Annotated in this window: 13 protein-coding genes; 9 read left to right on the top strand and 4 right to left on the bottom strand. The window is 70.8% G+C overall.

From position 1 onward, the window contains the following. Positions 1 to 49: 49 nt before the first annotated feature. The 3 genes from OV427_RS12740 to OV427_RS12750 all read left to right on the top strand — a co-directional run bounded on the left by OV427_RS12740 (position 50) and on the right by OV427_RS12750 (position 5,281). Complete coding sequence (locus OV427_RS12740; protein ID WP_267856356.1) at positions 50 to 796, top strand: arylamine N-acetyltransferase family protein; 747 nt, start codon at positions 50 to 52, stop codon at positions 794 to 796. A gap of 135 nt (positions 797 to 931) precedes the next feature. Next, positions 932 to 1,447: a chemotaxis protein CheW gene (locus tag OV427_RS12745; protein WP_267856357.1), complete on the top strand. Its 516-nt coding sequence runs from the start codon at positions 932 to 934 to the stop codon at positions 1,445 to 1,447. A 174-nt stretch (positions 1,448 to 1,621) separates the two neighbouring features. Next, the gene (locus OV427_RS12750; protein WP_267856358.1) at positions 1,622 to 5,281 is read left to right on the top strand and encodes a DUF3857 domain-containing protein; all 3,660 of its coding nucleotides are present in this window, start codon (positions 1,622 to 1,624) and stop codon (positions 5,279 to 5,281) included. A 126-nt stretch (positions 5,282 to 5,407) separates the two neighbouring features. On the opposite strand, the gene OV427_RS12755 is transcribed toward OV427_RS12750, so the two are convergent. From OV427_RS12755 to OV427_RS12765, 3 genes are all read right to left on the bottom strand, one after another. Then, entirely contained in the window at positions 5,408 to 6,655 is a 1,248-nt protein-coding gene (locus tag OV427_RS12755) for a serine hydrolase domain-containing protein (protein ID WP_267856359.1), read from the bottom strand. A gap of 82 nt (positions 6,656 to 6,737) precedes the next feature. Then, positions 6,738 to 8,903: a bifunctional alpha,alpha-trehalose-phosphate synthase (UDP-forming)/trehalose-phosphatase gene (locus OV427_RS12760; protein WP_267856360.1), complete on the bottom strand. Its 2,166-nt coding sequence runs from the start codon at positions 8,901 to 8,903 to the stop codon at positions 6,738 to 6,740. Between the two features lie 13 nt (positions 8,904 to 8,916). Further along, a complete protein-coding gene (locus OV427_RS12765; protein ID WP_267856361.1) occupies positions 8,917 to 10,065 on the bottom strand; it encodes a hypothetical protein in 1,149 nt (382 codons plus the stop codon). A gap of 108 nt (positions 10,066 to 10,173) precedes the next feature. Here OV427_RS12765 and OV427_RS12770 point away from each other — a divergent pair, with 108 nt between their 5' ends. Beyond that, positions 10,174 to 10,896 (top strand): double-CXXCG motif protein, encoded by a 723-nt coding sequence (locus OV427_RS12770; RefSeq protein ID WP_267856362.1) that lies wholly within the window; start codon positions 10,174 to 10,176, stop codon positions 10,894 to 10,896. On the opposite strand, the gene leuS is transcribed toward OV427_RS12770, so the two are convergent. After that, the gene (gene leuS / locus OV427_RS12775) at positions 10,893 to 13,412 is read right to left on the bottom strand and encodes a leucine--tRNA ligase (protein ID WP_267856363.1); all 2,520 of its coding nucleotides are present in this window, start codon (positions 13,410 to 13,412) and stop codon (positions 10,893 to 10,895) included. The genes OV427_RS12770 and leuS overlap by 4 nt on opposite strands. Before the next feature lie 84 nt (positions 13,413 to 13,496). Here leuS and OV427_RS12780 point away from each other — a divergent pair, with 84 nt between their 5' ends. From OV427_RS12780 to OV427_RS12800, 5 genes are all read left to right on the top strand, one after another. Next, positions 13,497 to 14,789, top strand: a complete 1,293-nt coding sequence (locus tag OV427_RS12780; protein ID WP_267856364.1) for a sensor histidine kinase — start codon at positions 13,497 to 13,499, stop codon at positions 14,787 to 14,789. Then, on the top strand, positions 14,786 to 16,138 hold the full coding sequence (locus OV427_RS12785) for a sigma-54-dependent transcriptional regulator (RefSeq protein ID WP_267856365.1): 1,353 nt from the start codon (positions 14,786 to 14,788) through the stop codon (positions 16,136 to 16,138). Before OV427_RS12780 ends, OV427_RS12785 begins: the two co-directional genes overlap by 4 nt. A 70-nt stretch (positions 16,139 to 16,208) precedes the next feature. After that, complete coding sequence (locus tag OV427_RS12790; protein WP_267856366.1) at positions 16,209 to 16,487, top strand: hypothetical protein; 279 nt, start codon at positions 16,209 to 16,211, stop codon at positions 16,485 to 16,487. 130 nt (positions 16,488 to 16,617) lie between these two features. Further along, positions 16,618 to 18,093, top strand: a complete 1,476-nt coding sequence (locus tag OV427_RS12795) for a DUF6209 family protein (protein WP_267856367.1) — start codon at positions 16,618 to 16,620, stop codon at positions 18,091 to 18,093. Continuing rightward, the gene (locus OV427_RS12800) at positions 18,090 to 18,410 is read left to right on the top strand and encodes a hypothetical protein (RefSeq protein ID WP_267856368.1); all 321 of its coding nucleotides are present in this window, start codon (positions 18,090 to 18,092) and stop codon (positions 18,408 to 18,410) included. Before OV427_RS12795 ends, OV427_RS12800 begins: the two co-directional genes overlap by 4 nt. Positions 18,411 to 18,413 lie beyond the last annotated feature (3 nt).

Consider the following 18,413-nt stretch of genomic DNA (forward strand, 5'->3'; position numbering starts at 1 on the left):
CTCCGGGAAGGAGTCGCCCCGGGGGGCGGGCCCGCGCTACACAGCACGCATGTTCGACGCCGCACGCTACCTGGAGCGCCTGGGAGTGGACGCGAGCACACCCCTCGCGCGGCTGCACCGGGCCCACCTCCAGGCCGTCCCCTTCGAGAACCTCGACATCCACCTGAAGCGGCCCATCCGGCTCGACGAGGAGGCCGTCTTCGAGAAGGTCGTCCTCCAGCGGCGGGGTGGGTTCTGCTACGAGCTCAACGGGCTCTTCGCGCGCCTGCTTCGGACGCTCGGCTACGACGTCACGCTGCTCTCGGCGCGCGTGGCCACACGGCCCGATGGCAGCGAGTACGGCCCGGAGTTGGACCACCTGGCACTGCTGGTGGAGGACGCCTCCGGCCGCTGGCTGGCCGACGTCGGCTTCGGGGAGTGCTTCGTGGAGCCGCTGCGGCTCGACGAGCGGGGCGTCCAGGTCCGGGCCGGTCACCGCTACCGGCTCGTCGAGGAGGAAGGTCGGCTCGTCTACTGGAGCGAGGCGGCGTCGGGCTGGGAGGCGCAGTACGTCTTCTCGCTCACCCCGCACGCGCTCGCGGACTTCGCCGGCATGTGCCTCCACCACCAGACGTCGCCGGAGTCTCCCTTCACGCAGCGGCGCCTGTGCACCCGGGCCACGCCCGAGGGCCGCATCACCCTCAAGGAGGGCGCGCTCGTCACCACCACGCGGGACGGGCGCCACGAGCAGCCGCTCGCGGACGAGGACGCCTGGCAGGACGCGCTCGCACGGCACTTCGGAATCACCTTGCGCTGAGCGCGTGGCGTAGACACACCTACCTCCGTCCCCGGCCGCCACGGCATCGGCGCCCACTTGTCAGCTACCCGTCAAAGCGATACGCCTGCGCCCGCCTGCTCCGGAAGTCACGGAACAACCCCCAGACGCGACAACATGATGAACGCCGGCACAGAGGGCAGAGCCGAGCCGTACCTCCACTTCGTCGTGGGCGGTGAGCACTACGCCACGCCCAGCGCCTGCGTGGCGGGCGTGGTGCCCGAGGCCCGCCTGGAGCCGGTGACGGGCGCGCCGCCCCACGTGCGCGGAGTGCTCGTCCAGGACGGCGAGGCCGTGCCGGTGGTGGACCTCTCCCACCTGCTGGGCCAGGCGCTGCGCACCGTGCGCGCGCGTCCCACCGTGGTGCTGGCCCAGGTGCGCTGCTGTGGTGAGCCCCTGCGGCTGGGCCTCGCGGTGGACGGCGTGGGCGCGCCGCTGGAGCTGTCCTCGCGGGATGTGGTGCCGGCGCCCTCCTTCGGCGCCGCCATGCCGGTGGACTTCCTGGTGGGCATGGGCCGGCACGGCGAGGGCCTGGTGCTGCTGATGGACGTGGAGCGCATCCTCACCGAGAGCCAGCTCCACTCCGCCATCCAGCTGGCGTCGCCCGTCGGCCCCAAGGGCCACGGCGGCTGACGCACCCGCACCTACCTCGTCCCCTACAGTACCCTCCGCGACGTTTTCGGTTGCCTGCCCGCCGCCCGGGGCCGCATGCAGGGGAAGGCCCGGAGAGGGTCACCTGTTCATCGCCGTCGGCGCCCCTGTTTCCCTCGCGGGTGCCCCTACCGTAGACGTCAACGAGGAGAACGGATGTCCCGCTTCACATGGCTGGCCGCGGTTTTCGTGCTCACCTGCCCGCTCTGGGCGCAGGCGAGGCCGGCAGCGGACGAGACGGCGCGCGGGTACGCGGCCGAGGCGCTGAAGCAGGCCTCCTCCCCCCGTGGCGCCGCCGCCCTGCTGCGGATGCACGCCCTGGTGGATGACGTGGAGGACCTGACGCCGCTCATCAGCACCTACTCCCTCATCGCCTCGCGGCGCACGTCGGACCCGAACACCCGCGCCACCGCGCAGATGCTGCTGCTGGAGACGGAGCGCGCCCGCGGCCGGCTGGTGCGCGCCAACGAGGTGAAGCAGTGGCTGGGCTTCGTCGGCGACTACTACGTCGTCGGCGGCTTCGAGAACGAGGGCAAGGCCGGCTGCGACACCGACTTCGGCCCCGAGGCCGCCAACCTGGACCTGGCCGCCACCTGGCCGGGCGCCAAGGGCCGTGAAGCCACGTGGCGCAAGCTGACCGCGAACACGACGGACGGCTACGTGGACCTCGCCACCGCGGTGCGCCCCAACCGTGAGACGGTGGCCTACGCCGTCACCTGGCTGGAGGCGTCGCAGGAGACGCGCGTGGCCATGGGCGTGGGCACCTCCGGCGCGTTCCGCCTGTGGGTGAACGGGCAGCTCGCCGCGAAGGAGGACCGCTACAACCTGCCCCGGCCGGACCAGTCCCGCGTGTCCGTGAAGCTGCGCAAGGGCCTCAACCGCGTCCTCGTGAAGGTGTGCCAGGAGTCCGGCCCGCTGGGCTTCTACCTGCGCCAGGAGACGCCCTCCGTGCGAGCGTCGCTGCCCGCGAAGGCCCCCGCGCTGGAGCGCGGCGCCGCCCCCGCGCCCCAGTCGCTGCCCACCCTCACCTCCGCGCTGCGCACCCTCGTCGAGAAGAACCCCAACGACGCAGAGCTGCGCGGCGACTACGCCCGCGTGCTGGGCTTCTTCCGCGCCTATGACGAGCGCGAGCACACCTCCACCGTGGAGGCCACGCGCGCGGCCGAGGCCGCCCCCGGCAACGCGGGCCTGCAGATGCTGGCCGCGGGCCAGCAGCGTGACGACCTGAACGAGCGCCGCCGCTTCCTGGAGGCCGCGCTGAAGGCGGACCCGGACTCCGCGGAGGCGCGCGTCGCGCTGGCCGACCACGAAATGGACCGCGGCCACCCGGAGCGCGTGGAGGGGCTGGTGGCGCCGGTGCTCCAGAAGGACCCGGACTCCGCCTCCGCCCGGCTGATGCTGGCGAATGCCGTGGAGGCGCTGAACGAGCGTCCCCGCGCGAGCGCGCTGGTGGAGGAGGCCTTTCGCCGGCAGCCCCGCGTGCCCCGCGCGGTGCGCGCCGCGGTGCAGGCGTCCCGGCAGCTCGGCCGCAACCGCGAGGCCATGGACCGGATGCGCGTGGTGCTGGCGCTGCGCTTCGATGACGTGAATACGCGCCGCGGGCTCGCCTCGCTGCTGGCGGACGCCGGCCAGGTGGAGGCCGCCCAGCGCGAGTACGCCCAGCTCGTCACCCTCAACCCCTTCGACAACGGCGCGCGCGTGCGGCTGGCGGAGTTGAAGGCCAACAACGGCGCGGTGGAGGAGGCGGTGGCCCTCTTCGCCGAGGCCCGCGCCCTCTCCCCCGACGAGCCCGAGGTGTACGAGCGCGAGGGCCGCGCCCTGCTGGCCGCCGGCCGCCGTGAGCCGGCGCTGGCCGCCTTCGAGAAGTCCCTGGCGCTGCGCCCGCAGAACCCGGGCCTGAAGGAGACGCTGCGCACCCTCAAGGGCGAGACGTCCGGCGCGGGCATGCAGTACCTGGTGGACTCCAGGGGGCTGGAGAAGGAAGCCGAGGCCTACGTCCACGAGGACGCCGTGTACCTGGTGGACAGCACCTACGTGCGCGTCCAGAAGAGCGGCCTGTCCAGCCGCCTGTCGCAGATGGTGGTGAAGGTGCTCAACGCGCGCGGCGTGGATGCCTTCCGCATGATGCCCGTCACCTACTCGCCGGACCGCCAGGAGGTGCGCATCCTCAAGGCCCGCGTGGTGAAGGCGGACGGCTCCGTGGTGGAGAGCTACGGGGAGAACGACCGCAACATCAACGAGCCGTGGACGGGCATGTACTACGACGCCCGCGCCAAGGTGCTGACCTTCCCCTCGCTGGCCCCCGGCGACCTGCTGGAGCTGACGTACCGGCTGGACGACACCGCGCAGGACAACCTCCTCTCCGACTACTGGGGTGACGTGGAGAGCGTGCAGGGCGTCTACCCGAAGGTGCGCTTCCAGTACCTCGTGGACATGCCGAAGGAGCGGCCCCTCTACTGGAACAAGAGCAAGCTCACCGGCGTGCAGGGCGCGCAGGAGTCGGTGGACGGCGGGCGCGTGCTCTACCGGTGGAACGCGAAGCACGTCTCCAAGGTGGTGCCGGAGCCGGGCATGCCGGGCTGGGCGGAAGTCGCGCAGAACCTCCACGTCTCCACGTACCAGACGTGGGACCAGGTGGGCCGCTACTGGTGGGGCCTCGTCAGGGACCAGCTCCAGCCCAACGCCGAGCTGCGGCAGACGGTGGACCAGGTGCTCCAGGGCGTGGACCGCAAGGACGAGCTGGCGGTGGTGCGCGCCATCTACAGCTTCGTGGTGACGAACACGCGCTACGTGGCGCTGGAGTTCGGCATCCACGGCTACAAGCCCTACCGCGTGGACCGCGTGCTGGCGCGCCGCTTCGGTGACTGCAAGGACAAGGCGAGCCTCATCCACTCCATGCTGCGCGTCGCGGGCGTGGACAGCCGGTTGGTGCTGCTGCGCATGCGCAACCTGGGCGCCATCGGCGAGGAGCCGGCGAGCCTCGCGGCCTTCAACCACGCCATCGCCTACGTGCCCAAGTACGACCTGTACCTGGACGGCACGGCGGAGTTCCACGGCGCGAAGGAGCTGCCCAGCGCGGACCGCGTCGCCAACGTGCTGGTGGTGGACCCGGATGGCAAGAGCACGTTCCTCACCACGCCCGAGGCGAAGGCCGAGGACAACGCCACGCGGCTGACGCTGGACGTGGCGCTGAACACCAACGGCGCCGCGCAGATAACGGGCGCGAGCACGGTGGCCGGGGAGAGCGCGCCGGACTACCGCCGGGCGTACCGGCCGGAGGCCACGCGCAAGTCCACCTTCGAGCGCGCCTGGGCGCAGAGCTTCCCGGGCCTGACGGTGCAGGAAGTGAAGCTGAGCGACACCACGCGGCTGGACGACGACGTGGCGCTGGACTTCAAGATGAACATTCCGCGCTACGCGGAGGTGCTGCCCAACGGCATGCGCTTCCTGCCCTTCGGCACGGGCCGCACGTACCAGCAGGCGTACGCGTCGCTCGCCGAGCGCCGCTTCGACCTGATGATGCAGGGCCCGTGGCTCAACAGCTTCACGCTGCGCTACGCGCTGCCCGCCGGCTGGACGGTGACGGAGCTGCCGCAGGCGGTGGAGGAGAAGACGAAGTTCGGCTACGTGAAGCTGAGCTACCGCGTGGACGGCGGCAAGCTGGTGGCGGATGGGGAGATGGCTCTCACCGCCGCGCGCGTGAAGGCGGACGACTACGCCGAGTTCCGAGAGTTCCTCGGCCGCGTGGACCGCGCCTTCGGGCGCCGGGTGCTCGTCCAGGGCCCCGGCAGCCGCACCGCGTCCGCGGCGCAGTAGCCGCTTCCGGCTTCGCGCTCGCGGTGGCACGGCGGGCGCGAGGCCACCGGAACAGCCCCAGGCAGTGACACGGCCCGTCGGTGGAAGCTGCTTCCACCCGCGGGCCGTCGTCTGTCCGGAGCCCGGCTATGGCTGCTCGGGCGCGCTCAAGGCGGCGACGATGATGCCGCCAGCGATGCGGGGCTGGTCCTGCCCCATGCGAAGCGTGTTGACGGAGTAGACGAGGCGCCGCCGCAAGTCGCGCGTGGCGCCCATCCCGTTGTTGTAGCCGTGCCTGTCCCCGCTCTTCCCCCACAGGGTGAAGCCGTTGACGACGAAGCGGCCCAGGCCCGCGGCGAAGCTGGCGCGGCCTCCCTTCACGTCGGGCACGTCCGGCACGGTGAACATCTCCTCCAACTGCGCGCGCGGCAGCAGCCGCCCCTTGAAGAGCGCGACGAGGAAGCGGTCCAGGTCGGCGGTGGTGGAAATCATCTCCCCCGCCGCCCAGGGCACGGACTGGCTGGCCACGGTGACGTCCACCAGGCACCTGCCCTGGTACGCGGTGGCCCCCGCCGGGCAGCCCTCCCCTTCCGCCGCGACGATTTCGTAGCCATGGGCATGCGGCCCCGGAATCGTCACGTCGTTGCCAGGCACGGAGGTGTCCCGCAGGTGCAGCGGGCGGAGGATGCGCGAGTGCACCTCTTCTCCATAGGGACGGCCCGTCACCTTCTCGATGAGCAGCCCGGCGACGATGTAGCCGATGTTGCCGTACTCCTGCTGTGTGCCCGGCTCGAAGCGGGGCCCCTCCGGGAGCGCCAGCGCGACGAGCTCGCGAGGGCTGAAGCGGCGGTAGCGGTTCTCGAAGAACCACGCGGGGTCCTTCTGCGGCACCGGCACCCCGGGCAGGCCGTGGGTGTAGTTGAGCAACTGCCTCACGGTGATGGGTGCATAGACGCCGTCGGGCAGCAGGCGCGGCAGGTAGTGCTGGACGGGCCGGTCCAGGTCCACGCGGCCCTCGGCGACGAGCTGCAGCACCACGGTGGCGGTGAACACCTTGGTCATGCTGCCGATGCGGAAGCGCGCGTCCGCGGGAATCGGCGCCCCGGTGCGGATGTCCGCCACGCCCGAGCTCCCGAGCCAGTGCCCGTCCGCGCCACTCACCCGGACCAGGGCGCCCGTCACCTCGCCATTCGGAAGGTTGGCGATGGCCTGCCGCAGGGCCTCGCGATTCAGCGGCGGCAGGGGCGACTGGCCCGCCTCCAGCGTCAGCTCACCCGACTCCAGCTCGCCCACCTCCGGCTCGCTTCCGGCCGGAGCCTCGGGTCCGCAGGCGGGGGCCATGAAGCTCGCGAGCAACGCCATGCCGACCCGCAGTCCGCGGTGAAGGACAGCCATGTTCCATCTCCTGTTGGGGGAAGGCCGGCGATGCCGGCTGGCAGATGGAACACCGGCGCCTCGCGGCGCTGTCACCGGGGCTTCAGGAGAACAGTGCGCCGAGCAGCTTGCGGACCTCGCCGGGCCCGTTGACGCGGAAGGCGGCGCGCGTGGGCTTGTGGCCCGCGTTGATGGTGAGCCCGCCCGGGGGGATGGCCGCGAAGAGGTCCTCGTCCGTGCGGTCATCGCCAATGGCCACCACCAGCGTGCCCGGCGCGAGCCCCTGCGTGGCCTCGCCCACCACGCGGCCCTTGTGCACGCCGTGGGGACGGACCTCCACCACCCGGTCTCCGGGCAGCACGTCCATGTGCTGCCCGGCGAACGTCTCCATCAGCAGCAGGCGCAGCTCGCGGGCCTGGATGGCGCCGAACTCCGGGTCCACCATCCGGTAGTGCCACGCCAGCGACGCCGTCTTCTCCTCCAGGAACGAGCCCGGCACCCGCTCGCAGAAGGCGCCCAGCACCGGCCGCGCGCTGGCCTTCCACTCGAAGGACACGCCCTCCAGCATGCGCCATGGCTGGCCCGGCCGCGTGCGGGACCAGAGGCCGTGCTCCGCGTGCAGGCTCATGGGCAGCTCGCCGAACCACGCCTCCAACGTCTCCTTGGGCCGGCCGCTGACGATGCTCAGCGAGGTGTTCGGCCGTGCCAGCAGCTTCGCCAGCAGCGCTCGCAGGGCATCGTCCGGCGCTGCGAGCTCCGGCCGGGACGCGAAGCCCACCAGCGTCCCATCGTAATCCAGTAGCAGGTGCAGCCGGGGTGACGCTTTCATCAACTCCAGCGCCTCGGCGCCGCTGCCCGTCTTCCGCTCCGCCATGGAGGGCAGGGACTGGAGCCGGTTGAGGAAGCTGCCCGTCCACCAGTGCACGTCGTGGGACTTCACGCCCTCACGCAGGGCGCGCATCCGCTTTCGGCGCTCGTCCTCGCCCAGCTCCAGCGCCTCTTCAATCGTGTCCGCCATGGCCTCCACGTCGAACGCGTTGACGATGAGGGCGCTGTCCATCTCCGCGGCGGCGCCGGCGAACTCGCTGAGCACCAGCACGCCGTCCTCGTCCGGGCGGGACGCACAGAACTCCTTGGCCACCAGATTCATGCCGTCGCGCACCGGGGTGACGAGCATGACGTCCGCCGCGCGGTACAGCCCCACGAGCTGCTTCTCGTTGAAGGAGCGGTAGAGGTAGTGCACCGGCACGTTGTGGACGCCGCCGTACAGGCCGTTGATGCGGCCCACCAGCTCGTCCACCTTCTCGCGGTAGGCGGCGTAGGCCTCCACCTGGGTGCGGCTGGGCACGGCCACCTGGATGAAGCGCAGGCGCCCGCGCCAGGCGGGCTCGCGCTCCAGCACGCGCTGCACGGCGAGCAGCCGGCGCGGAATGCCCTTGGTGTAGTCCAGCCGGTCGATGCCCAGGAGGATGCGCTGCCCTTCCGCCTTCCGGCGCAGGGTGGCCACCTCCTCCAGCACACCCGCGTCGTTGGCGAGCGACTCGAAGGCCGCGGCGTCGATGCCCATGGGGAAGGCGCCCACCCGCACCTCGCGGCCGTCCCAGATGACGCGGTCGATGTCCGTGTCCAGCCCGAGCTGCCGCATCAGCGCCCCGGAGAAGTGCCGCACGTAGCTCACCGTGTGGAAGCCGATGAGGTCCGCGCCGAGCAGTCCCTTGAGCAGCGCCTGGCGCCGGGGAAGGGTGCTGAAGACTTCCGACGACGGGAAGGGGATGTGGTGGAAGTAGCCGATGCGCGCGTCGGGCAGCCGCTGGCGCAACATGCCGGGCACCAGCATGAGCTGGTAGTCATGCACCCAGATGGTATCGCCCGGCTGGTAGTGGTGGACGACAAGGTCGGCGAAGCGCTCGTTGACCTTGCGGTAGATTTCCCAGTCCCGGTCCTGCCGGGGAATCCGGTCCACCATGTAGTGGCACAGCGGCCAGAGGACGCGGTTGGAGTAGCCCTCGTAGTAGCGGCTCACCTCGCTGGCGCTGAGGTAGAGCGGCACGCAGCGCATGGCCTCGAGCTGGGATTCGACCTTGGCGCGCTGGGCGTCCGTCAGGCGGGAGACATCGCCGGGCCAGCCCAGCCAGACACCGCCGGAGCGCTCATGGGGACGGCGCAGGCCGGTGGCGAGGCCTCCCGCACTGCGCACCACGGAGACGCTGTCCTTCTCCACCTTGACGGTGACAGGGAGGCGATTGGAGACGAGCAGGAGTCGGGACATAGGCCCCTGACGCTTAGTCACTCCCTCCGGGGATGGCCATGGTTGAAAGGGGCAGCGTGCTGGATGGTGGACCCTCGGGACCGCCCGGTGGGACCCAGCCCAGACGGGTCAACAGCGCGGGCTCGCGGCCCGGCTTCCAGATGAAGGCATCCAGCACGTAGTGCGTGGCCTGCGGCAGCGCCAGCAGCGGCACCACCAGGGCGAGCAGGTCCTCCGGGAGCTCCACGGTGCTCACCCCGAAGAGGGGAGCCCGCTCGTGCCAGATGAGCCAATCCCAGAGCCCCTCTTCCATCAGGGCCAGCACTCCGAGGAACAGGATGAAGCCCGGCAGCCCCGCGCGCAGGAGGGCCCCGCCCACGCCATAGCCGCCTTCCGCGCGCCGCCCGCGTGCGTAGCGAAACAGCAGCGCGAAGTACGGGACGCCGTGGAGCACGATGTTCATCACGGTGAAGGCGAAGTCATCCTTCGCGAGGACGATGCCGCCGAACCACGCCACCCACGTGGCGGCCACCAGGAGCACCTTGCCCGCCTGCAAGCCTTCGCCGCGTGTCACGCGCAGCGCCTGGAAACCCACCCAGACCGCGAGGACGACGGCATGGACGGCCAGAGCCACCGTCCCCACCCCGCGGGGCATACCGGAGAGGAAGTCGCCCTCCACGAACCACCAGAAGTCGCGAGGCAGGTTCGCGTGCCACCAGACGACGGGGCCCAGGGTGGCGGCGTAGATGGCGGCGGCGTCCAGGCGGCGCTCGGCGGTGGAGGCGCGGACCTTGCGGCCGTAGAGGGCCACCCAGCCGTACTGCTGGCGGACGAAGTGCGTGAGGGCCACGTAGGCGAACAGCGTCCAGAAGGCCTGGGGGGACACGAGGTACGCCGTCACGCCCGCGACATACGCGGCGAGCGGTGCGCCCAGGTAGAGGCCGGGGCGGCGGCGCAGCTCGTCGGTGTCCAGATAGGTGCGGAACAACGTGGACCAGACATGGGCCACGTCCACGCAGACGACGAAGAGGACCCAGGCCCACAGCGGCGTGTCTCCCACCGCGCCGAGCCACGGCGCGGTGAGCACGAAGGCCACGGACACCAGCGCGCTGCCGGCGAAGACGGTCAGGTCCACTCCCGGACTGAACAACCAGCCCTGGGAGGGCGAGAGGAGGCGGGGCATCGGAGTCCGCAGACTATCACCGACTCCGAGCCACTTTCTCAGGCCGTTGAGAGCAGGTCAGGCGACTATGCTTCGTCGGCGATAAGCAGCCTTCTTGCGTGAGCACAGATGCCCCGTTTCTTCTGGTTGCGCCGCGATGAGGCCACAGCGACGACGTACGATGGCGAAGTCGACGCGGCGCACAGATGGAGACTGCCCGGCGTGAGCTGCCACACGTGCGGAGCGACCTGGGGCGGAGCAGGTCACCAGTACCCGTGCGTTGACCTATCGCAACTGTCCGAGCGCCACGAGTTCGAGAAGGCCAGACCCGAGCCCTTCCCCGAGTTCGCACGCCTTCGTGAGCTGGTGCGCCCTTTCGCGCCTCCCCATGCAACGCTGCCACCCGGAACAGCCTTCGGGTCGCTGGTCGGTCGTGCCTTCGGGAAGTTCGGCCCCTTCGGATGGTGGGGCAGTTCCATGCTGCTGGTACGCCGTGCCTCGCTAGAACTTCTTCAAGCGGAAGGCGTACGGGGACTGCTCGGCTGCCGCACGGAGCTGCGCTTCCGGCAGAAGGACCCGCCGGAACTGCTGGAACTCCAAATCGAGCCGCACGGCAGACTCCACCCGGACTGCATTCCCCCGGATGAGCCTCCACCGTGCGTCACCTGTGGCCGGTTCGGACTCGCGCGGCCAGATGAGCCCATCCTGGACGCGGCCTCCCTGCCCCCGGAACTCGACCTGTTCCGGCTCGGCAACTTCGCCACGATGATCATCGGCACCGAGCGGTTCAAGGAGGCCGTGCAGCGCCTGGAGCTGCACGGCCTCACCTTCCGCGAGCTCCAGACGCGCTAACGCACGACGATGTTGACCACCTTGTCGGGCACGACGATGACCTTGCTCACCGTCTTCCCGCCCTCGAGCTGCCGGACGACGTTGGGCAGCGCCAGCGCCCGCTCACGCACCTCGGCCTCCGGCGTGCCGCGCTCCACCTCCACGCTGCCGCGCAGCTTGCCGTTCACCTGGACGGCGTACGTCACCTGCGCATCCACCGTCAGCGCCACGTCGAACACAGGCCACTCCTGCTCCAGCAGGAAGCCCTTCCCACCGAGCCGCTCCCACGCCTCGTCCCCCAGGTGCGGCGCGAAGGGGCCCACCAGCTTGACCAGCGTGACGAGGTCCTCGCGCGTGCTCCCCTTCGAGGTCAGCTCGTTCGTGTACGTCATCAGCGCCGCGATGGCCGTGTTGAACTGGAGCCGCTCCAGGTCCGCCGTCACGCGCTGAATCGTCTTGTGGCGCAGCTTCAGGTGCGGGTCGCCCTCGGGGACGCGGGACGGTGCGTGCTCCTCGACCAAGCGCCACGCACGGCGCAGGAATCGGCCGCAGCCCTCGATGGCCCTCGGGTCCCAGGGCTTGGGCAATTCGAACTCGCCCATGAACAGCTCGTACAGACGCAGCACGTCCGCGCCGTGCTCGGCCACCACGGTGTCGGGGTTGACGCCGTTGAGCTTGGACTTGGCCATCTTCTCGACCTGGACCTTCAGCGTCTCGCCCGTGGCGCGCAGAATCGCCGTCTCGCCGCGCAGCTCCACCTCCTCCAGCGCGTGGTAGTGCTCCGCCGCGTCCACGTACGTGTAGGCCAGCACCGTGCCCTGGTGGCGCAGCTTGCGGAACGGCTCCTTCGTGGAGACCTGGCCCAGGTCGAACAGCACCTTGTGCCAGAACCGTGCGTACAGCAGGTGGAGCACCGCGTGCTCCGCGCCGCCCACGTACAGGTCCACGTTCATCCACTGGCGCTCGGCCTCCTTCGACCAGGGCGCCTGCTCGTTCGTCGGGTCCAGGTAGCGCAGGTAGTACCAGCACGAGCCCGCCCACTGCGGCATCGTGTTCGTCTCGCGCCGGCCCGGGCCTCCGCACTTCGGGCACTCCGTCTCCAGCCACTCGGGAATCGTGGCCAGCGGAGACTCGCCGGTGCCGGACGGCTCGTAGCGTTCCACCTCCGGCAGCGTGACGGGCAGCTGGTCCTCGGGCACCGGCACGGCGCCGCACTTCGCGCAGTGGATGATGGGAATGGGCTCGCCCCAGTAGCGCTGGCGCGAGAAGATCCAATCGCGCAGGCGGTAGCTCACCGTGCGCTTCCCCTGACCCCGTGTCTCCAACGTGGCCACCACCCGCTGCTTCACGTCGGCGGTGGGCAAGCCGTCCAGCGCTCCTGAATTCACCGCGACACCGTTGCCCGTGAAGGCCTTGTCCGGCTCGGGCTGCGCACCGTCCACCGGACGCACCACCTGACGGATGGGCAGGCCGAACTTCACCGCGAACTCGTGGTCTCTCGCGTCGTGCGCGGGCACGGCCATGATGGCGCCGGTGCCGTAGGTCGCCAGGACGTAGTCGGCAATCCAGATGGGGATGCGCTCGCCGTTGATGGGATTGACCGCGTGGCTGCCCGTGAAGGCGCCCGTCTTCTCCTTCGCCAATTCCGTGCGCTCCAAATCACTCTTGAGCCGCGCGGCCGCCTGATAGTCCGTCACCGAGGCGCGCTGCTCCGCTGTCGTCAGCGACTCGACCAGGCCGTGCTCGGGCGACAGCACCAGGTATGTCGCGCCGTACAGCGTGTCCGGGCGGGTGGTGAACACGCGAATCTCCGAGCCCGCCGCCTGCCCGTCCGCCACGCGGAAGGACACCTCGGCGCCCTCGGAGCGGCCAATCCAGTTGCGCTGCATGGCCAGCGTGGACTCGGGCCAGTCGACCTTGGCCAGGTCCTCCAGCAACCGGTCCGCATACGCGGTGATGCGCAGCATCCACTGGCGCAAATCCTTGCGCTCCACCTGGGTGCCGCAGCGCTCACACCGGCCACCGGCGGCCTCCTCATTGGCCAGTCCCGTCTTGCACGAGGGACACCAGTTGATGGGCATCACGCTCTCGTACGCGAGCCCCTGCTTGAACAACTGCAGGAAGATCCACTGGGTCCACCGGTAGTAGCGCGGGTCGGTGGTGTTGACCTCGCGCTCCCAGTCGTAGGCGAAGCCCACGGAGTCAATCTGTCTGCGGAAGTTGGAGACGGCCTGCTCGGTGGTGACGCGCGGGTGGATGCCCGTCTTGATGGCGTAGTTCTCCGCCGGCAGGCCGAAGGCATCCCAGCCCATGGGGTGAAGCACGTTCCAGCCCTGCATCCGCTTCCACCGCGTCAGCACGTCGGTGGCCGTGTAGCCCTCGCAGTGTCCGACATGCAGCCCCGCGCCGGAGGGGTACGGAAACATGTCGAGTGCGTAGAACTTCGGCTTCTTCGGGTCGAACGTCGTCCGGTGCAGGCGGGCGTCGCGCCAGCGCGCCTGCCATTTCGGCTCTACCTCACGGGGGTCAAAGGGCATGGTGCCTTTTAGTACGCCCGCGTCGCGGCATTCCTGACCTGACCCGACGGGTCGTCGCCAGCAGGACCGAGCCGCTGATGCGATATGAACGCTCGCACCATGCGCAGCGCCCCGCCGACTCCCGACAGCCCCACCCCGCCGCTCCGGACGGCGGCCGGTAGCGCAACGGGAGCCCTCCACCCTCCCCCACCCCGCTTCCGCCAGCGACTGCTCGTGGTGATGCTGCTCGCGGGCCTCGTGCCACTGGTGCTGCTCGGCCTGCTCGCGCAGGGCGCGCTGGAGCGGGTGCTGTCCGTCTCCATCGCCCCCGTGGAGGGCGTGCTGGACGGCGTCTCCTCGGACCTGGAGCGCCGGGGCCTGCCCCAGGACGCGCTGAACGAAGCTCGCCTCAACCTCGCCCAGGCGGAATTGGCGCGGCGGGCCCTGGTGCGCCGCGTGCCCGCCTTCATCGCCGCGCTGGTGCTCGTCTCCGGCGCAGTGCTCGCCCTGGCCGCCGTGCTGCTCGGCCGTGCCCTCACGCGCCCCGTGGCCACCCTCACCGAGGGCATGTGGGCCTATGCACGCGGGGACCTCACCGTGCGCCTCGCCACGCCCGAACAGCCGCGCGACGAGCTCCAGTTCCTCCTGGGCCAGTTCAACCGCATGGGCCAGGAACTGCTCGCCCAGCGCGAGCGCCTCAAGTCCGCCGAGCAGATTGCCGCCTGGCAGGACGTGGCCCGCGCCCTGGCCCACGAGCTGAAGAACCCGCTCACCGCAATGAAGCTCTCGCTCGCGCGTCTGTCCCGCACGGACGCGAGCATGCCCACCGACTCCACCCGCATCTCAGAGGCCGTGGCCCTCCTCCAGGAGGAGGTGGACCTCCTGATGCGGATGACCCAGAGCTTCTCCACCTTCGCGAGGCTCCCCGCCCCGCGCTTCCAGGACGTGGCCCTGCGCCCCCTCCTGGCCGAAATCTGTACCCTCTACGCGGGCACCTCGCCCGTCCCCGTGGAGCTCGTCCCCGGCCCCGACGCCTCCCTGCGCGCGGACCCGGACGGTCTGCGCCGCCTCTTCGGCAACCTGGTGAAGAACGCCACCGAGGCCTCTCCCACCGGAGCCCCTCCGGTGCGCGTCGCGCTGGAAGCTCTCGACGGCGGCGCCGTGCGTGTCACCGTGATGGACGGAGGCAGCGGTGTGACTGGCGTGCTGGAAGGCCCCGCCCTCACGCGCGGGCTCTTCAGCACCAAGCCCGAGGGCAGCGGCCTGGGCCTGCCCATCTCCCAGAAAATCGTCCACGAGCACGGCGGCACGCTGCGCCTGGAACCGGCCTCGGGTGGCGGTACGCTGGCGCGCGTGGACCTGCCCCTCGCTCCTCCCTCCGCCCCGGCCACCGCATGAAGCCAGGTCCCCGCATCCTCGTCGTCGACGACGACCCCGGCGTCCTCAAGGCCCTGCGCGGGCTGCTGAGCGACGAGGGCTTCACCCCGGTGGAGGCCCGCTCCACCGCCGAGGCCATCCGCCTGCTCGACGCGCCCGAGGGCCCGCCCGCGGCGATGCTGCTCGACATCCGCATGCCCGGAGAGACGGGGCTGGAGCTCCTCGCGCGCCTGCCCAGGCCGCTGCCCGCGCCGGTGGTGGTGCTATCCGGCGAGGCCTCTCCCGCGGAGGCGGTGCAGGCGCTGAAGCTGGGCGCCACCGACTTCGTGGAGAAGCCGCCCTCGCCCGAGCGGCTCCTCACGGCGCTGCGCAACGCGATGGTGCTGGGCGAGCTCCAGGAGGAGCGAGAGCGGCTGCTGGACGCGCTCGCCCGCCCCGGTCACCTCGTGGGCGAGAGCCCCGCCATGGAGACGTTGCGCCGGCTCATCACCCGTGTGGGGCCGAGCGACACGGCGGTGCTCATCACCGGCGAGACGGGCACGGGCAAGGAGCGCGTCGCGCGGGCGCTGCACCTCGCCTCGGGGCGCAAGGGCCGGCTCGTCGCCGTCAACTGCGCGGCCATTCCCTCCACGCTGCTGGAGAGCGAGCTGTTCGGCCACGAGAAGGGCGCCTTCTCCGGCGCGGTGTCCCGGCGCGCGGGCCGGATTGAACAGGCGCACGGCGGCACGCTGTTCCTGGACGAGCTGGGCGACATGCCGCTGGAGCTCCAGGCCAAGCTGCTGCGCGTGCTGGAGACGAAGGAGGTGGAGCGGCTGGGCGGCTCGGTGCCGGTGCCGGTGGACGCGCGCATCCTCGCGGCCACGCACCAGGACCTCGCCCGCGCGGTGAAGGAGGGCCGCTTCCGGCAGGACCTCTTCTTCCGCCTCAACGTGATGCCGCTGCAGCTTCCGCCGCTGCGGGAGCGTCCCGATGATTTGCTTCCACTGGCCCGCGCCTTCGCCGCCGAGCTCGCCGGGCCCAACGTGCCGCTGGTGCTGGCTCCCGGAGCGGAAGTGGCCCTGCACGCGTACGCCTGGCCCGGCAACGTGCGCGAGCTGCGCAACCTCATCGAGCGCCTCAACCTGCTGCGTGGTGACGGCCCGCTCACGCTCGGCCCCGAGGCCATCCAAGGGCCGTTGGCCCCTGCCGCGCCCTCGCGTCCCACGCTGGGGGACAGGAGCTACCGCGAGCACGTGGAGGACTTCGAGAAGGACCTCATCCGCGCCGCGCTCCAGGAAGGCGGCAGCATCGCCGGAGCCGCGCGGCTGCTGCAGGTGGACCGCGGCAACCTCTACCGCCGCATCAAGGCGCTCGGGCTCCCCGTGTCCTGACGGGGCCGAGGTCGCTCCTGGGCGCAATCTGAAGTAAGATTGCATTTGCAACGCCCACCCAGGAGGACACATGAAGAAGGCCCTGTTGCTCCCATGGCTGCTGCTGGTCGCTGCGTGTGGTGGTGCCGAAGTGACGGCGGAGGAAACCGCGCCGCCCACCACGCCCACCCCGCTGCTTGCCTCCCAGGAGGAAAGCGTCATCCAGCCTGCCTTCTGGTACACGTGCAACCTGCCGTGCCGGCCGGGCTACTGCGCCACCAGCTCCATCTACTATCCGGACTGTGCCCCTTTCGGCTCCACGACGCGGTACACCTGTACGCCGTGCAGCGGCGGCCCTGTCGACCCGTAACCGGGCCCGGCGTCCACCGCTCTCCGCGTCCTGCTCCCGCTGAGACCTCCCGTGCGGCCACGCAACCGTGGCCGCATTGCGTCGATAATCCCTCCCGGACACCGGAAGCCCCCACCGGGAGAGCAGTTTCATGTCGAACCGCATTGGCCGCCCCTCGCTCACCTCCACCGTGCCGGCGCCAACCGCGGCCACTCCAGAGCGCGCCGCGCGTCCCGCTGGAGCAGAGAAGGCACCCGTCTCCCGCTCCCTGGCCGACGGGTTCGACTCGGGCGCCACCCGGCCGAGCCAGACGTCCCCGCGCGGTGCTGCGCTGCTGACGGGCACGAGCGCCCCGGCCTCCGTCGCCGCGTCGAAGGCCGCCGAGCTGCAGCCCCAGGTCCACGGCGCCACCGGCTACGAGGCCCACTTCGGCATGGGCGGTCGCACCGCGCGCGCCGTCGTGGAGGGCCAGGGCCAGGTCGCGCTGCCCACCGGCAATGGCCGGGGCCCCTCCTTCCACGCGGAGGCGGGCAAGCCGCTGACAGTCACGGTGGACCCCGCGCGCCTGTCGAAGTCCGCCGAGAAGGCCGAGCTGGTCTGGCGCGTGGCGCCCGGGGGGACGGAAGTGGCCATCCCCCTCACGGACGGCTCGCGCGACGCGAGCGGCCGGCTCAACACGCTGCCCGCGCGCATTGACGTCCCGGAGGACGCCTTCGGCACGCTGCGCATCTCCATCCGCACCACGGGCGCGGACGGCAAGCAGTCCAGCTCGTGGGACCCCAGCTCCGACGCGGCCATTGCCCCGAAGGAGGGCGCGGCCGTCGTCTTCACCGACGACTGGAAGACCCAGGTCGAAGGCAAGCTGCGCGCGGGCGACAAGGTCGACATTGCGTATGACCGGGACAGGCTCGCCGCGATGCTGGGCGGCGTGACGCCCTCGGACGTCGTCGCGTGCGTGTCCTTCAACGGCGAGCCTCCCCGGGAGGTGCCGCTCATGGTGCAGCCGGGTGAGGGAGGCACGCAGGGGACGATGTTCATGCCCTCGCTCCAGGTTCCCGTCGAGGCGACGGAGATGACCCTCTGGTTCAAGGGCCAGGGCCAGGGGAACACGAGCTACGACTCGTCCTTCGGGCAGAACTTCAAGTTCAAGGTGGGCCCCGCGCGCGACGACGCGGACCCGTCGTGGAAGGCGGAGCTCTTGCGCAGCAAGAGCTTCCCCAACCTCCAGGCGGAGGACTTCGTCGGCATCGGCCCGTCGTCGCAGCGCTACAACTGCATCGCCTGGACGCTGGGCATCCAGGACCAGTGGGTGTGGCCGGGCACGCGCCTGGAGGACTTCGACAAGCTGTATGCGCAGCAGGGCTACCAGCCGATGTCCTCGCTGGACCTGAGCAACGACCCCAATCTGGAGAAGGTCGTCGTCTACGGGCTCAAGCCGAAGACGGGCACGGGCCCGATTGAAGTGACGCACGGCGCGCTCATGGACGAGCAGGGACGCCTGACGAGCAAGATTGGCACCCAGCCGCTCATCCGCCACAACAGCGCTGACGACCTCACCGGCCCTTCGTATGGTGAGCCGGTGCGCGTCTACGTCCGTCCCCGTCAGCCCGCGGTGAACAACTCATGAGCAGCGTGGGTGCCCGCTTCGAAGCGCTGGCGAAGGAGTGGGAGGAGCACTGCGCGGAGCACCGCGAGGCGTCCAACCCCTACGTGTTCCTCAACCACCCCTCGTTCGAATCCATCGTCGCCCTGGGCCGGCCCGCCGTGCCCCTGATTGTCGAGCGCTACCGCGAGGGGAGCGTCTTCTGGGGCGCGGCCCTGCGGCGGATGACGGGGGTCACCACGTTCGGTGACGGCGTCGTCGGCAACCTCGACGCCACCCGGCGCGGCTGGCTCAAGTGGTGGGAGGAGAACCAGGCGTCCTTCGGCGGCCGGGCGTCCTGAGCG

This window comes from Pyxidicoccus sp. MSG2, assembly GCF_026626705.1.
Classification (GTDB): Bacteria; Myxococcota; Myxococcia; order Myxococcales; family Myxococcaceae; genus Myxococcus.

Excerpts from the sequence above, each read along its gene's own strand:
- OV427_RS12740 (WP_267856356.1), top strand. The coding sequence starts at position 50 with ATGTTCGACGCCGCACGCTACCTGGAGCGCCTGGGAGTGGACGCGAGC.
- OV427_RS12745 (WP_267856357.1), top strand. The coding sequence starts at position 932 with ATGATGAACGCCGGCACAGAGGGCAGAGCCGAGCCGTACCTCCACTTC.
- OV427_RS12750 (WP_267856358.1), top strand. The coding sequence starts at position 1,622 with ATGTCCCGCTTCACATGGCTGGCCGCGGTTTTCGTGCTCACCTGCCCG.
- OV427_RS12755 (WP_267856359.1), bottom strand. The coding sequence starts at position 6,655 with ATGGCTGTCCTTCACCGCGGACTGCGGGTCGGCATGGCGTTGCTCGCG.
- OV427_RS12760 (WP_267856360.1), bottom strand. The coding sequence starts at position 8,903 with ATGTCCCGACTCCTGCTCGTCTCCAATCGCCTCCCTGTCACCGTCAAG.
- OV427_RS12765 (WP_267856361.1), bottom strand. The coding sequence starts at position 10,065 with ATGCCCCGCCTCCTCTCGCCCTCCCAGGGCTGGTTGTTCAGTCCGGGA.
- OV427_RS12770 (WP_267856362.1), top strand. The coding sequence starts at position 10,174 with ATGCCCCGTTTCTTCTGGTTGCGCCGCGATGAGGCCACAGCGACGACG.
- leuS (WP_267856363.1), bottom strand. The coding sequence starts at position 13,412 with ATGCCCTTTGACCCCCGTGAGGTAGAGCCGAAATGGCAGGCGCGCTGG.
- OV427_RS12780 (WP_267856364.1), top strand. The coding sequence starts at position 13,497 with ATGAACGCTCGCACCATGCGCAGCGCCCCGCCGACTCCCGACAGCCCC.
- OV427_RS12785 (WP_267856365.1), top strand. The coding sequence starts at position 14,786 with ATGAAGCCAGGTCCCCGCATCCTCGTCGTCGACGACGACCCCGGCGTC.
- OV427_RS12790 (WP_267856366.1), top strand. The coding sequence starts at position 16,209 with ATGAAGAAGGCCCTGTTGCTCCCATGGCTGCTGCTGGTCGCTGCGTGT.
- OV427_RS12795 (WP_267856367.1), top strand. The coding sequence starts at position 16,618 with ATGTCGAACCGCATTGGCCGCCCCTCGCTCACCTCCACCGTGCCGGCG.
- OV427_RS12800 (WP_267856368.1), top strand. The coding sequence starts at position 18,090 with ATGAGCAGCGTGGGTGCCCGCTTCGAAGCGCTGGCGAAGGAGTGGGAG.